Here is a 16535-nt window from a genome sequence, read left to right on the forward strand (position 1 = left end):
GAAATAATGAGGCGTCTCCGCCAGAGCTGATGATGAACAGTACTTGGCGACCATAGGGAGCGAAGTTCCGCAAAAAGAAACAAACAGCCAGAAAGCAAACATAAGTCAGAAGGCGAAAGCTTCAAGATTTGAAATAATGAGGCGTCTCCGCCAAAAGAAACAAGTAGCGTGAAGAAAAACGTAAGCCAGATAATAAAATGCGAACCTAACAGTTAAAAAAAATCCATCGTTTTAAAATAAACAAAAGAGAGGAAGAGCCACATGGAAGACCCCAGTCAGTCGAAAAATAAACTAAATGTCCCCTTCATCTTATTAGGAACGATGGAATTGAAATAATAATTCTCTTCTCCTTCTAGATAAGATGAAGCACAAGGAGGAAAAGAAAATGATGAATAAAAAAATAGCAGATACAAAAAAAGCAACAAAAGACCAAGAATTAAGAAAATTAGCAATGTTGTCTGAACGTGAATTAATGATGGAACTCCGTACATCAGAAAATGGTTTATCCGAAGAAGATGCTAAAAATCGTTTAGAAGAATATGGACCAAATGAAGTATCCGCACAAAAACCAACACCTGCAGTTATTATGTTTTTAGAAGCCTTTAAAGATCCATTTGTTTATGTATTAGCATTATTGATGGTCGTTTCAGCTGTAACAAAAGATTTTGAAGCAGCGCTTGTTATGGGAATCATGATTTTAGCTAGTGTTATTATTGCATTTATTCAAGAATACCGTTCCCAAAAAGCAAGTTTGAATTTAAAAGAACTTATCGAAAACACAACAGCTGTAACGCGTGCTGGTCAAACCAAAGAAATTCCGATGGATGAAGTTGTACCAGGCGATATTGTTACACTTGCGACAGGAGATATGATTCCAGCGGATGCTGTACTGATTTGGACAAAGGATTTATTTATCAACCAATCTTCTTTAACAGGAGAATCAATGCCAGTCGAAAAATTTGTGGATGCAGGAATCGATAAAAATTCCGAATCTGTTTCTGCTTTAGACATGCAGGACTTGATTTTTATGGGCACTGATGTATTGAGTGGACAAGGAAAAGCAATTATCTTGAAGACAGGTCAAAATACCTTTTTTGGTGATATCGCTAAAAATGCAACCACACAACGTGGAAAAACTTCTTTTGATATTGGCTTAACGAAAGTGAGCAAATTTTTACTACGTATGGTCATGATCCTGTTTCCAATCGTATTTTTGATCAACGGTATCACGAAAGGTGAATGGGGTGAAGCCTTTTTCTTCGCAATTGCTGTGGCAGTTGGTTTAACGCCTGAAATGCTTCCGATGATCGTAACCAGTAACTTAGCAAAAGGTGCATTAAGCTTATCCAAACATAAAGTCATTGTGAAAGAATTGCCATCTATTCAAAATTTAGGCAGTATGGATATTCTTTGTACAGATAAGACTGGGACGATTACAGAAGATAGAGTCGTTTTAGTGCAACATTTAGATCCGTTAGGTGAAGTCAATGATCAAGTTTTAGATATGGCCTTTTTGAATTCTCATTATCAAACAGGCTGGAAAAATCTAATGGATATTGCTGTAATCAATTTTTATGAAGAAAATAATAATCAAAGTCCGTATCATTCTGTAACCAAACTGGATGAAATTCCTTTTGATTTTTCTCGCCGCCGTCTAACTGTGGTAGTTAATGCAGATGGGCATCAATTTATGATCACTAAAGGTGCCGTTGAAGAAATGGAAGCCGTTTGTACACATGCGGAAATCAATGGGGAAATCGTTCCATTGACACCAGAATTACAAAAAAGAATGCGCGAAGTGAATATTCGTATGAATGAACAAGGTATGCGGGCGTTGGCCGTAGCTGTCAAAAAAGATGTTCATAGTGAAGCCGTTTATAGCGTAGAAGATGAACAAGGAATGACATTGATCGGTTTTATGGGCTTTTTAGATCCTGCGAAAAAATCAGCGATCACTGCAATCAAGTCCTTACACGAGCATGGCGTCAATGTAAAAGTTTTAACAGGTGATAATGATATTGTTGCTAAAAAAGTTTGTAGTGATGTCGGAATCGAAGTATCACATGTTGTGCTTGGCTCCGATATTGATAATATGTCTGATGAGCAAATGAAAGAAGAAGTAGAGAAAACAAATTTATTTGCTAAATTGAATCCGATGCAAAAATCACGAATCATTGAAAAGCTTCAAGGAAATGGCCATACAGTTGGTTTCATGGGAGATGGTATCAATGATGCACCGGCTCTTCGCAAAGCAGATGTTGGTATTTCAGTTGATACCGCCGCTGATATTACCAAAGATGCCAGCTCGATCATTTTATTAGAGAAAAGTCTGAACGTTTTGGAAGATGGTGTGATCGAAGGTCGAAAAGTTTTTAGTAATATGATGAAATATATTAAAATCACGATCAGTTCTAACTTTGGGAATGTATTCTCAATATTGATCGCAAGTGCTTTTTTACCATTCCTACCAATGCTTTCGATTCAATTATTGATTCAAAATCTAATTTATGATATCGCGCAATTGGCTATTCCTTGGGATAATGTGGATGAAGAAGACTTATTGAAACCTGTCCGTTGGGAAACAAACGGCTTGATGAAATTTACCTTATGCATTGGACCTGTAAGTAGTATCTTTGATATCATGACCTATCTTGTGATGTGGTTTGTCTTCAGCGCCAATACGATCGGTAGTCAACATTTGTTCCAAACAGGTTGGTTTGTGATTGGCTTAGTTAGTCAAACTTTGGTTGTTCAAATGGTTCGGACTAGAAAATTACCATTTATTCAAAGTATCGCATCACCTGCTGTGATTCTTTCTAGCTTAGGAGCAGTTGGACTAGGGTTATTAATTGTCTTGACACCAATTCGGGAGGTTTTCGACTTTGTGAAACTTCCAGCTAATTATTGGGGCTGGTTCATTTTGATCATTGTACTATATTTGATCACGGTAGAAGTGGCAAAACGACTTTATATTCATATTACCAAAGAGTGGATTTAATTTAGAAAAAACAGCATTCAATTTTTTTAAGAGTAGTTTTTGGTGAAACCAAGATTTTAATTTGCTCTTTTGAAACAACTTTTTCAAGTGTAAATGACGAAAAATTTCTCTATGATTGAAGTTGTCATTCGTAATGAATGAAGAAAAACTATTTTTTAATTATGAATATTCGTTTTTTATGGAACAAAGACAAAATAACTTAATTTTTGTCTTTGTTCTATTTTTTATGTTCTGAAAAAGTCTGTTCATTTTTTAGCAAACAATTTCTAACTTGTAAACTTGCTGTAGCATAACAATGATCACAAGGACTATAACAGCCAGTTGTCAAAAGATACGATTAGGAAGGCTATTTGTAAAACGGTTTCTTGTTTGTGATTTTAATCACTAACCTTTGATACTAAAGGTTTTAAGTATTTTAATCAAATTTAAAGAAATGCTCACTTTTTACTTGCTCTTTTATCTGTTTAGTGATAATTTGTAAGTGTAGTCGATAAAAAGTAATACAGTTTTTAACGCTGTTTTACTTTTTTCGAAAAAAAGAAACGTAACAGAGAGGATTGTGTGACAAAATGGCAAAGGCAAAGAAACAAAAACCTATTGACTTTAAAGCACTTATGGAAAAAGTCGACGCTGATTTCCCAACATTTCAAATTTTAGATAAAGATGGGAAAATCGTAAATGAAGATGCTGTACCGGATTTATCAGATGACGAATTAGTAGAATTAATGACTCGTATGGTTTGGTCACGTGTATTAGACCAACGCTCAACTGCGTTGAACCGTCAAGGTCGTCTAGGCTTCTTCGCACCAACAGCTGGACAAGAAGCAAGCCAATTAGCAAGTCAATTTGCTATGGAAAAAGAAGATTACCTATTACCAGGTTACCGTGATGTACCTCAATTAGTTCAACACGGCTTACCATTAACAGAAGCTTTTCTTTGGTCTCGTGGACATGTAGCAGGTAACCACTATGCACCAGAATTAAATGCTCTACCACCACAAATCATCATTGGTGCGCAATACATCCAAGCAGCAGGTGTTGCTTTAGGAATGAAAAAACGCGGCAAGAAAAACGTTGTCTTCACTTATACAGGTGATGGCGGTTCTTCACAAGGTGACTTCTATGAAGCAATCAACTTTGCAGGTGCTTATCATGCAAACGGCGTGTTTATCATTCAAAACAATGGTTTTGCGATTTCAACACCTCGTGAAAAACAAACAGCAGCTAAAACATTAGCACAAAAAGCTGTAGCAGCAGGAATTCCAGGAATCGTCGTTGACGGAATGGACCCATTAGCAGTGTATGCAATTGCAAAAGAAGCACGCGAATGGTCTGCAAACGGAAACGGCCCTGTATTGATCGAAACGTTAACTTACCGTTATGGTCCACATACATTATCAGGTGACGATCCAACTCGTTACCGTTCAAAAGACATGGATGACGAATGGGTACAAAAAGATCCATTAGTTCGTTTCCGTAAATATCTAGAAGACAAAGGCTTATGGTCTGAAGAAAAAGAAAATGAAGTCATCGAAAAAACAAAAGAAGAAATCAAAGTAGCAATTGCAGAAGCAGATAAAGTTCCAAAACAAAAAGTATCTGATTTCTTGAAAAATATGTTTGAAGTTCAACCACAAAACATTAAAGAACAAATTGCATTCTACGAAGCGAAGGAGTCGAAATAATCATGGCACAAAAAACAATGATCCAAGCAATTACAGATGCCTTAGCTCTTGAAATAGAGAAAGACGAAAATGTATTAGTATTCGGTGAAGACGTTGGTAAAAACGGCGGAGTTTTCCGTGCAACTGAAGGCTTACAAGAAAAATTTGGTGAAGACCGTGTCTTCGATACTCCTTTAGCAGAATCTGGAATCGGTGGTTTAGCTTTCGGTTTAGCGCTAGAAGGTTACCGTCCAGTTCCTGAAATCCAATTCTTTGGATTCGTATTTGAAGTCTTTGACGAAATCGTTGGTCAAATGGCTCGTACTCGTTACCGTATGGGCGGAACACGTAATATGCCTATTACTGTTCGTGCGCCTTTTGGTGGTGGTGTGCATACACCAGAACTTCACTCAGATAACTTGGAAGGATTGATCGCTCAATCTCCTGGTATCCGTGTTGTTATCCCATCAAATCCATATGATGCAAAAGGACTATTGATTTCTGCAATCAGAAGCAATGACCCTGTTGTTTACCTAGAGCACATGAAACTTTACCGTTCATTCCGTGAGGAAGTGCCGGATGAAGCTTACGAAGTACCATTGGACAAGGCAGCTGTTACTCGTGAGGGGACTGATGTTTCTATCATCACTTACGGTGCAATGGTTCGTGAAGCAATCAAAGCTGCTGACAACTTAGCGAAAGACAATATTTCTGTTGAAATCATTGACTTACGCACTGTCGCTCCTTTAGATGTTGAAACAATCATTAAATCAGTTGAAAAAACTGGTCGCGTAGTCGTTGTTCAAGAAGCTCAAAAACAAGCAGGCGTTGGCGCTATGGTTGTTTCTGAAATTTCTGAACGTGCAGTCTTATCATTAGAAGCGCCAATTGGCCGTGTATCTGCTCCAGATACGATCTTCCCATTTGGACAAGCAGAAAACATTTGGTTGCCAAATGCTAAAGATATCGAAGCGAAAGCTAGAGAAATCGCAGAATTTTAATTAGAAACTGAATAAATTTGCTTTAAACGGCATGCCTGAATTTTCACGTGATATTTTCATGTGGAAATTTAGAGCTGTTGTTTTCCGCAATTTTCGAGTTAAACAGAACCGATAAAGGAAGGGAAGGCTTAAAAAATGGCTTATCAATTTAAATTACCAGATATTGGTGAAGGTATTGCAGAAGGCGAAATCGTAAAATGGTTCGTTAAAGCAGGAGACACCATCAATGAAGATGATACATTATTAGAAGTTCAAAACGATAAATCTGTAGAAGAGATCCCATCTCCAGTTACAGGAACAGTTAAATCTATCGTAGTACCAGAAGGCACAGTAGCAAACGTTGGAGATGTATTGATCGAAATCGATGCACCAGGACATCCTGAAAATGATGCAGCACCAGCAGCGGCTCCAGCCCAAGAACAAACACCTGCACAGCCAGCAGCAGTTCCAGAAGCACCAACAGCAGACAATGGTGGCGGCGTTTTCCAATTTAAATTACCAGATATCGGTGAAGGTATTGCAGAAGGCGAAATCGTAAAATGGTTCGTTAAATCAGGTGATACAATCAATGAAGATGATACGTTATTGGAAGTTCAAAATGACAAATCTGTTGAAGAAATCCCTTCACCAGTAACAGGAACAGTTAAAAACATCGTTGTTCCAGAAGGTACAGTAGCAAACGTTGGAGATGTATTGATCGAAATCGATGCACCAGGACATAACTCTGCACCAAGTTCAGCACCAGCAGCAAGTGCGCCTGCTCAAACAGAACAAGCAGCACCAGCACCTGCAGCGTCAACAGGCGTAGTAGCAGCGGCTGATCCAAACAAACGTGTCTTGCTATGCCATCAGTACGCCAATTTGCTCGTGAAAAAGATGTTGATATCACACAAGTTGCACCAACTGGAAAAGGCGGCCGTGTGACAAAAGCAGATATCGAAAGCTTTATCTCAGGTGGCGGACAAGCAGCAGCACCAGCACAAGCTGAACAAACTGCAGCAACTCCACAAGCAACAGCTAAAACTGAATCAGCTGCACCAAAAGCACCTGCTAAACCATTTGTTTCTGATTTAGGTGAAGCTGAAACTCGTGAGAAAATGACACCAACTCGTAAAGCAATTGCTAAAGCGATGGTTAACAGTAAACACACTGCACCACATGTTACATTGCATGACGAAGTTGAAGTATCTAAATTATGGGATCACCGTAAGAAATTTAAAGATGTTGCAGCAGCAAATGGTACAAAATTAACATTCTTACCATATGTTGTGAAAGCATTGACAGCAACAGTTCAAAAATTCCCAATCTTGAATGCATCAATTGATGACGCAGCACAAGAAATCGTTTATAAAAACTACTATAACATTGGTATCGCAACAGATACTGATCATGGTTTATATGTACCAAACGTTAAAAATGCGAACACTAAGAGCATGTTTGCGATCGCTGATGAAATCAACGAAAAAGCAGCTCTTGCAATCGATGGTAAACTAACTGCTGCGGATATGCGTGATGGTTCTATCACAATCAGTAATATCGGTTCAGTTGGCGGCGGCTGGTTCACACCAGTTATCAACTACCCTGAAGTAGCAATTTTAGGTGTAGGTACAATTGCAACTCAACCAGTTGTAAATGCAGACGGTGAAATCGTTGTTGGACGTGTCATGAAACTTTCAATGAGTTTTGACCACCGTATCGTTGATGGCGCGACTGCTCAAAAAGCAATGAACAACATCAAGCGTTTATTAGCTGATCCAGAATTATTATTAATGGAAGGATGATTATCACATGGTAGTAGGAGATTTCGCCATTGAATTAGATACAGTCGTAATTGGTTCAGGCCCTGGAGGATACGTTGCAGCAATTCGTGCTGCTGAAATGGGTCAAAAAGTTGCGATCATTGAACGTGAGTTTATTGGCGGTGTATGTTTGAACGTTGGATGTATTCCTTCTAAAGCATTGATCGCAGCAGGACATCACTATCAAGAATCACTAGATTCAACTATGTTTGGTGTAACAGCTAAAGATGTTGAGTTAGACTTTACAAAAACACAAGAATGGAAAGACAACAAAGTGGTTAACACTTTGACAAGCGGTGTTGGTTTCCTTCTTAAAAAACATAAAATCGAAATTATTGAAGGAGAAGCTTTCTTCGTTGATGAAAACACATTACGTGTGATCCACCCAGATTCAGCGCAAACTTATTCATTCAATAATGCAATCGTAGCAACAGGTTCTCGCCCAATCGAAATTCCTGGATTTAAATTTGGCGGACGTGTCTTAGATTCTACTGGTGGTTTGAACTTGAAAGAAGTACCTAAGAAATTTGTGATCATCGGTGGCGGTGTTATCGGTGCAGAATTAGGTGGCGCATATGCGAACCTTGGTTCTGAAGTAACGATTTTAGAAGGTAGCCCTTCAATTTTACCAACGTATGAAAAAGATATGGTTAAACTAGTTACAGATGACTTCAAGAAGAAAAATGTAACAGTTGTAACCAAAGCGATGGCTAAAGAAGCAATCGACAACGGCGACAGCGTAACTGTTAAATATGAAGTAGACGGCAAAGAAGAATCAGTCACTGCTGACTATGTAATGGTAACAGTTGGACGTCGTCCAAACACGGATGATCTTGGTTTAGAACAAGCCGGTGTTGAAGTTGGCGAACGTGGTTTAGTTAAAGTGGACAAACAAGGTAGAACAAACGTATCAAACATCTTTGCTATTGGTGATATCGTGCCAGGTGCTGCTCTTGCTCATAAAGCAAGCTACGAAGCTAAAATTGCGGCAGAAGCAATTTCTGGTAAAAAAGTAGAAGTAGACTACAAAGCAATGCCTGCTGTAGCCTTCACTGATCCAGAATTAGCAAGTGTTGGTATGACAATCGCTGAAGCCAAAGAAGCGGGATTAGAAGCAACAGCTTACAAATTCCCATTCGCTGGTAACGGTCGTGCTATTTCTTTAGGTAAAACTGAAGGATTCGTACGTTTGGTAACAACAAACGAAGACAATGTGATTATCGGAGCACAAATCGGCGGAGTTGGCGCAAGTGATATGATTTCTGAATTATCATTAGCGGTTGAATCTGGCATGAATGCAGAAGATATCGCATTAACGATCCATCCACACCCATCTTTAGGGGAAATTACTATGGATGCTTCTGAATTGGCTTTAGGTTTGCCAATTCATATTTAAATAGCATATTTGTCACACAAAGAAAGACCGAGCTAGCCAAGCTCGGTCTTTTGTTTTATATTCAATAAAAAAGTCGCTTATCAAATCGTCTAACATGATTTGATAAGCGGCTTTTTCATTTGCTTTTAATAGTAGAAAATTGAAGATAAAGACCATTAGCAGAGAGCATATAAATAATAGGTAAATACTGGATAAGATATCTGGAACGTCCTCCTTCAAACAGAAGAAGGTATAAAAATGCACCTAAAATTGTTAACTTAAAGATAGCTAATAACGTATCTTGGTCGTCATTTTTAAATTCTTTTCTGGTTACAAACAATAGACCAATCAATGTGATCATCCACATAAGATGCATAAAAAGCCTTACCGTTTTAACTTTCTCTCCTTGCTGATAATAAGTATCTCTTAGAAACGCCTGTATAGGATCGTTTGATGGAGCATAAATTTGTGGACCGCCATCTCGTCCCCAACCAAAGTCTCCTCGATCAGTATTATTGAGATGTTTTTTCATTAAAAATTTTGTATAACCAGTGAAGCCGTAATTTTTTAGTCGTTCTGCTATTTTTTCATTAGCATAATTGATTTTGCCTTCTTTTGTAGGAATTGATATTGTTGCTCGTGTATCTTCTTCACTGAAGCCGCCACTACCAGTTAATCCCATCATTACAAAATGTTGCCAAGGCTTAGCTTGAGTTCTATCGAGCACGATAAGCTTTTGGTGATCCTCGAATACATGAAAGAGTTTAATTGTTCCAGCAAAAGGAAGGCAAAAGAGCAATGTCATTACGAGTCCTTTTTTCAAATTAATTTTTTTAGGATCAGTTAACAAAAGAAACAGCGCAATCATGATATAGGCAACTAGAAAAACAATAGAAGAAGGTTTTAATAGGTAAGAAATAGCAATTAAAACTCCTAAAAGAATCATTAAATAGTTATTGTGATTTTTTTTAGCGAGTGAATAAACCCACAAAATAATACTAATTACCGGCAACATAATAGTATCTGTATAAACAACTAACATCCACGGTGATAAAGCTAATGAAATAAATGCTAGGTAAAAGGAGAGGTAGGCAATTTTTTTGTTAAAAAGATTTTTGGCTGCCAGAAAGATAAAAATAAAGCCGATATCCATAAAAATTGTATTGGTTAGTTGCCAAAACATCCAAGAATTTCCTAACGAGTGATGGATGAAATTCCCGATTTGGCTTATAAAATACATTAAAAAGAAAAATAAGCTATTATTTGGATTTTTTGACAAGTAAATACTAGCAATAGAGTCTGGTGAATTCTTTGTTAATTCAGTTACACCAGAATAGATCCCGTCTACGTCCCAACCAATAGGTACATGAATATAGTATAAAATGATAACTTGTAAAATAAAGCCTATTACGAAAAGTAATTTAGTAATCATGGCTATATTTTTCTTAAAAAAACTGAACAATGGTTTTAGCTTTTTCTGAATGTAAGAGCGTGAGGTGGTTGGAATAAACGCGATACAAATAATAAAAAATAGAATAAGTAAGAATGGCCAAATCTTGTCGTTAATATTTGAGATATCTAACAGACTACTCCTGAGCGTCCCATAAAGTGTATAAAGTATGGATAAAAGAAATAGATAATTTAAAAGTGAAAAGAGTGTTTTTTTCATTTAGGATCTCCTAGTAAGTAAAATCATTTCTGGTTGTTTTGATATTCCTATTTTCATTATAGAACAATAATAGGAATTAAGAAATATAAGCTATAAAAAAAGCGTTCTAACAGTTAAAAGGATTTCCTTAACTGTTAGAACGTTAACTTTCTAGTAAAACTTTTATATGTTAGCGGTGAAGTTCTTTGTCGTCTTGTTCATCAATTCTATGAACCATTTCAAGCAATCCGCCATTTCCCTCATCAATGATTCTTTTTACTCTAGAGATCGTTGTGGTACTACTCCCAGTGGCTTCTGCAATATCACTGTAGGTTTTATTTAATAATAGTAGCTTTGCAACTTCGAATCGCTGAATCATAGAATCAAGTTCTTTTAAGGTCATTAAGTCATCAAAGTAATTGTAGCAATCTTCTAATGTCTCTAAAGCTAATAGAGAACGGAAAAACTCATCGCCGTGGCCGTCTTGTATCTTGTCGATTTTCATAAGTTCCTCCTAAATTTAAAAGCGGAATGAGCACATTTAGTCTCGACTAGAAAATAGGAATGAGGCGCTTTTTGCCTCATTCAGGGAGTATCTTTTTCTCGAGAGACTGGCTCATGCAGCTGGATAGTAAATGGTAATAATAGTTCACATAGTCACACTTGCTCCATTCCAACAAGCATTTTTTATTATAAAACATTTTTGTATTTTGTCCAGTAAATTGAATAGATCAATACAAAAATTAAAATAAAAGGGTGAAGGAAAACTGAAAAACAGTCTTCCTTCACCCTTTAAAAGTGGTTAAAATTATTTTTTTATTTAGAAAGTAATTTTACTAAAGTGTATTGTTTTTTCCCTTTTCTAACAATAATGAATTTTCCATCAAAGCTATGATCAGCTGTGATTGTAAAGTCTAATTCTTTAACGCGATCGCCGTTGATTGAAATTGCACCATTTGTGATATCTTCTCTTGCTTGGCGTTTAGAAGGCTCGATACCTAATTCAATCAACCAATCTACAAGGTTTTGATCAAGTGCTGCTGTTTCCACTGTAGGCATATTTTTAAAGCCTTCTTCAATTTGCTTAGAAGTTAGATTTTTTACATTACCAGAAAATAGAGCTTCTGAAATAGCTAATGCATCATTTAAATCTTCTTCACTATGAACAAATTTTGTCATTTCTGCTGCTAGTACGCGTTGTGCTTCACGTAAATGTGGTTCAGTTTCTACTTTGACTTCTAGTGCATCTATTTCATCTTTTGATAAGAAGGTAAAGAATTTCAAGTATTTAATTACATCACGGTCATCTTGATTTACCCAGAATTGGTAGAACTCGTAAGGTGTTGTTTTTTCAGGATCTAACCAAACCGCACCACCAGCTGTTTTCCCAAATTTCGTTCCGTCTGCTTTTAGCATCAATGGAATCGTTAAACCAAAGGCTTTTGCATCAGCACCTTCTTTTTTACGAATCAAGTCTAGCCCTGCTGTAATATTGCCCCATTGGTCAGCGCCACCGATTTGCATGCGGACGTTATTGTGTTGGAACAAGTGTAAAAAGTCCATTGATTGTAGAATTTGGTACGTAAATTCTGTAAATGAAATACCTGTTTCTAAACGGCTTGCCACGATATCCTTAGCTAGCATCGTATTGATGTTGAAGAATTTACCGTAATCTCTCAAGAAATCCAACAAAGTAAGGTTGTGTGTCCAATCGTAGTTGTTCACTAAAGTTAGCGTGTTATCTGTGTCCACTGCAAATAATTTTTCCATTTGTCTGGTTAAAGAATCAACGTTGTGTTGAACGGTCTCCATTGTTTGTAATTGACGTTCTGTCGTACGTCCACTTGGATCACCAATTGTTCCTGTTGCGCCACCGATCAAAATAAATGGATGATGTCCAAAAGCTTGGAATCTTTTTAGCATCATAAAAGGAATCAAATGCCCGATATGCATACTGTCTCCTGTAGGGTCAACACCGCAATATAGTGAAATGCTCTCGGTTTCAACGTATTCACGTAAACCTTCGCTATCTGTTTGTTGGTTGATGGCGCCACGCCATTCTAATTCATCAATAATGTTTGTCATGTTTCTTCTTCCTTTCCTAAATAAAATAAAAAACGTCCCATAGGCTATTAGCCTATGGGACGAACTCCGCCGTGTTACCACCCAAATTGTATATGAAAACTCATATACCTCTCAAATCTGTATCGTAGATAGACGCCTACTTACGGTAGGAAACTAAAAGTGTAATTCACAAAAAATGTATATGTCAACTCTCACTAAATGCTGACTCTCTGAAATAGGGACATTCTTGCTACTTCGCTTTATTAAAGTTTGATATGTGATTTTGTAGCAATTCTACGACAAATCTGCTGACTTGTCAAATACTTCTTTTTTTCTTTTATTATTTTTAAATGAGTTATTTCTCATTTAAGAGGATTGTGATTTAATCTAGGTTTTTTGAAAAGAAAAGAGCTTATTATGATTTCTGACAATTGCGAATAACTTTCTAACAATTAGCTGTTTCATGTTATTTTTTTCACACAAATGCTTTAGCGCAGTGGAGCATTGACGCGCTGTATAGAGTGGATAAATCTTAAATAACGGGCTTTTTTTTTAATTCTACTCTTTTTGACTTGAGGCTAAAAGCTACCTATACTTTGGGAGTGATTTCACATGTGGGAAACAAAAAATAAATTAAATCAGGAGGTCAAATTTAAACATGAATAAGAAATTATCATTATTTGGACTAATTGGAATTACCATGGCCTTTTTTGGAACGGTTCGTAGTGTTCCAACATTAGCATCAACCGGATGGGCACAAATTTTTTATATGCTGATTGCAGCATGTTGCTTTGCTTTACCAATTGCTTTGATTTCAGCTGAGCTATCGACTGGCTGGCCAGAAGAAGGCGGCCCTCAAGTTTGGGTACGTAACGCTTTTGGAGAAAAATGGGGTTTTGTTACTTCATGGTTACTATGGGTACAAATGTTTTTCGGAATGGTGATGGTTGCTTCAACTGTAGGTGTGTTACTTGGTTATGTGATCGACCGTCCCGATCTTGGACACAATAATTTATTTATTTTTATTATGATCTTGATTTCATATTGGGTCATTACATTGCTTAACTTGAAATTCGACATGGTAAAAATTGCAGGTGACTGGGGTGCTGTGATCGGTGTTTATATTCCTTTTGTAGCTTTAGTTGTTTTAGGAATGATGTATATGGCTAAACATGGGATCAATCAAGATAGTTACTTAGGTCATTTTGAAGCAAGTAAATTATTACCTGATTTTAGTGATTTAGGTAGCTTGCCAACCTTAACAGGGATCATATTCATTTTTGCCGGAGTAGAAATTTCATCTGTTCATGCAAATAACATTGATAATCCAAAACGCAATTATCCAATCGCAGTTATTGCCTCTGTTTTATTATTAGTTGTATTTAACTTAGCTGCTGGTCTAAGCGTTGCAGATAGTGTTCCTGCTGGAAAAATGGAACTTGCCAATATCACTCAACCATTTGTGATCATGACACAAGATCTTGGCATTCCAGCGATTTTCAATAACATTATTTCGTTAATGATTTTAGTAGGTGTATTGGTTCAATTGAGCGCTTGGGTCTTAGGTCCAAGTAAATCAATGATCAAAGTAGCAGAAGAAGGGAATTTACCACCATTCTTCCAAAAACGTAACGCAAAAGGAATTCCAATCGTTTTCGTTATGATCCAAGCGATCGTGATTTCACTTGTTTCATTCTTATATGTCGTTGTGCCAGATATTAGTGCAGCATTCTTGATTATTACGATCACAACTACAATTCTTTATTGTGTGGTCTATCTATTGATTTCACTTTCAGCAATCAAATTACGTTATACGATGCCGGATACTGAGCGTCCATTTAGATTGGGCAGCAAAGGCAATGGCTTGATGTGGGTTGTAGCTGGACTTGCAATTATTAGTGTAATCGTGACGATTTTAGTTAGCTTGATTCCGCCAACCTCTGTCCCACAAAATGGACATGTAGCGTATGTTATTTATCAAGTAGCAGCAACAGTTATCATGATTGGTATTGCATTGATCATTTATAAGAGCAAGAAACCAGAATGGAAAAAAATCGATAAGTAAGAATAACGATTAAAAATAAACGAATCAACATGTAAAAATATGAAAATAACGGAGGAAAATATCATGAAAAATTTCAACACTGATGACACGAATTTAAAAGCATTATTTATAGGCGATAAAGGTGAAAACGTTGATTTATTCAAAGAATTATTAAACAAAATGATCGACGAACATGTTGGCTGGAGACAAAACTATATGCCACAAGATCTACCAGTTATTACACCTCAAGATAGAAGCTCTAAAAGTTTCCAAGAAACTGCAGACAATATGAGAAGTGTTTTCAATGTGTTGTCTTCACGTTTAAGAACTGAATCATTGCCATGGCACTCAGCAGGTCGTTTCTGGGGCCATATGAACGCTGAAACATTAATGCCATCAATTATCGCCTATACAACTGCAATGCTTTGGAACGGCAATAACGTGGCTTATGAGTCATCACCAGCAACTTCACAAATGGAAGAAGAAGTTGGTCTTGAATTCGCTACATTAATGGGCTATGAAAATGGCTGGGGTCATATTGCAGCAGATGGATCGATCGCTAACTTAGAAGGATTATGGTATGCCCGTAACATGAAATCATTACCATTTGCGATTCAAGCTGTTGCGCCAGAAATGGTTGCAGGTAAATCAGAGTGGGAATTACTAAATATGTCTACAACAGAAGTCCTAGATATCTTAGATAAAGTTCAAGATAAAATGGACGATATCAAAGCTCATTCTGCTCGTAGCGGTAAAAACTTAGATAAATTAGGTAAATGGATCGTACCACAAACAAAACATTATTCATGGTTAAAAGCAGCCGACATCATCGGTATTGGCTTAGACCAAGTTATTGCTGGTGAAGTAAACAGTGAATACCGTATGGATATCGATAAATTAGAAGCACAAATCCGTGATTTAGCCGCACAAGGTGTTCCAACGCTTGGTGTTGTAGGAGTAGTTGGTTCAACTGAAGAAGGACAAGTTGACCGTATCGACCAAATTGTTGCTTTACGCGATAAGTTAGCTGCAGAAGGTATTTACTTCTATGTACACGTTGATGCTGCTTATGGTGGTTATGGCCGTTCAATCTTCTTAGATGAAAACGACAAATTTATCGAATGGGATAAAATCGAAGAAGTTTACGCTAAAAATGGCATCTTTATGGAAAAAAATGATTGGTTAACTAGAGAAGTTTACGAATCATTCAAAGCCATTGAAAAAGCTGAATCAGTAACAATCGATCCTCATAAAATGGGTTATATCCCATATTCTGCTGGTGGTGTCGTAATTAGAGATATCCGTATGCGTGACGTTATTTCTTACTTTGCAACGTATGTATTTGAAAAAGGTGCGGATATTCCAGCCTTATTGGGTGCTTATATTCTTGAAGGATCAAAAGCTGGTGCAACTGCTGCCGCTGTTTGGACTGCCCATAAAGTATTACCACTTAACGTAACTGGATACGGTAAATTGATGGGTGCAAGTATTGAAGGAGCGTACCACTTCTATCATTTCATCGATGGATTAGAATTCCAAGTTGGCGACAAAACAATCGAAATGCACGCTTTAACCAAACCAGACTTTAACATGGTCGACTATGTATTTAACGAAAAAGGCAATACTGACCTTGTGAAAATGAACAAATTAAACCACGATTTCTATGACTATGCTTCATATGCAAAAGGTGGATTATATAACAATGAATTCATCACTTCACATACAGATTTTGCTATCGAAGAATATGGTCACAGCCCATTTGAATTTGTAAATAGCTTAGGATTTTCTCGTGCTGAATGGGAACGTGCTGACAAAGTAACGATCTTACGTGCTGCTGGTATGTCACCATATATGAACGATAAAGAAATCTTTGACGAGTATGCAGCAAAAATTAAAACAGCGATTCAAGAAAAATTAGAAGCAATCTACGCTGAATAAAAGA

9 protein-coding genes, 1 pseudogene and 1 other annotated feature are annotated in these 16535 nt (G+C 37.0%); of the genes and pseudogenes, 7 read left to right on the forward strand and 3 right to left on the reverse strand.

All coding sequences use genetic code 11. The features are described from left to right. The first annotated feature begins 361 nt into the window (after positions 1-361). From mgtA to lpdA, 5 genes and pseudogenes are all read left to right on the forward strand, one after another. Complete coding sequence (mgtA, locus tag V192_RS0105275) at positions 362-2998, forward strand: magnesium-translocating P-type ATPase (protein ID WP_082265971.1); 2637 nt, start codon at positions 362-364, stop codon at positions 2996-2998. A 569-nt stretch (positions 2999-3567) separates the two neighbouring features. After that, on the forward strand, positions 3568-4683 hold the full coding sequence (gene pdhA, locus V192_RS0105280) for a pyruvate dehydrogenase (acetyl-transferring) E1 component subunit alpha (protein WP_025869280.1): 1116 nt from the start codon (positions 3568-3570) through the stop codon (positions 4681-4683). Between the two features lie 2 nt (positions 4684-4685). Further along, a complete protein-coding gene (locus V192_RS0105285) occupies positions 4686-5663 on the forward strand; it encodes an alpha-ketoacid dehydrogenase subunit beta (protein WP_025869282.1) in 978 nt (325 codons plus the stop codon). A 135-nt stretch (positions 5664-5798) separates the two neighbouring features. After that, positions 5799-7444, forward strand: a pseudogene (locus tag V192_RS19370) (dihydrolipoyllysine-residue acetyltransferase). Between the two features lie 7 nt (positions 7445-7451). Beyond that, on the forward strand, positions 7452-8858 hold the full coding sequence (gene lpdA / locus V192_RS0105295; protein WP_010760823.1) for a dihydrolipoyl dehydrogenase: 1407 nt from the start codon (positions 7452-7454) through the stop codon (positions 8856-8858). A gap of 115 nt (positions 8859-8973) precedes the next feature. Here the strand turns inward: lpdA and V192_RS0105300 are convergent, their stop codons facing one another. From V192_RS0105300 to tyrS, 3 genes are all read right to left on the reverse strand, one after another. Next, positions 8974-10506, reverse strand: coding sequence for a glycosyltransferase family 39 protein (locus tag V192_RS0105300; protein WP_025869285.1), 1533 nt, complete (start codon positions 10504-10506; stop codon positions 8974-8976). Between the two features lie 169 nt (positions 10507-10675). After that, complete coding sequence (locus V192_RS0105305; protein WP_010760824.1) at positions 10676-10990, reverse strand: YerC/YecD family TrpR-related protein; 315 nt, start codon at positions 10988-10990, stop codon at positions 10676-10678. Between the two features lie 311 nt (positions 10991-11301). Then, positions 11302-12570 carry a tyrosine--tRNA ligase gene (tyrS, locus tag V192_RS0105310; RefSeq protein WP_025869288.1) on the reverse strand — a complete coding sequence of 423 codons (1269 nt, stop codon included), beginning with the start codon at positions 12568-12570 and terminating at the stop codon, positions 11302-11304. Positions 12571-12622: 52 nt separating this feature from the next. After that, positions 12623-12825 (reverse strand) — a binding site (T-box leader). Positions 12826-13207: 382 nt separating this feature from the next. On the opposite strand from tyrS, the gene tyrP reads away from it, so the two are divergent. Together tyrP and tdc are read left to right on the forward strand one after the other, a co-directional pair. Beyond that, on the forward strand, positions 13208-14614 hold the full coding sequence (gene tyrP, locus V192_RS0105315; protein ID WP_025869290.1) for a tyrosine-tyramine antiporter: 1407 nt from the start codon (positions 13208-13210) through the stop codon (positions 14612-14614). 63 nt (positions 14615-14677) lie between these two features. Continuing rightward, positions 14678-16531 (forward strand): tyrosine decarboxylase, encoded by a 1854-nt coding sequence (tdc, locus tag V192_RS0105320; protein ID WP_025869292.1) that lies wholly within the window; start codon positions 14678-14680, stop codon positions 16529-16531. Positions 16532-16535 lie beyond the last annotated feature (4 nt).

Source organism: Enterococcus crotali, assembly GCF_000633635.1.
Taxonomy (GTDB): domain Bacteria; phylum Bacillota; class Bacilli; order Lactobacillales; family Enterococcaceae; genus Enterococcus_L; species Enterococcus_L crotali.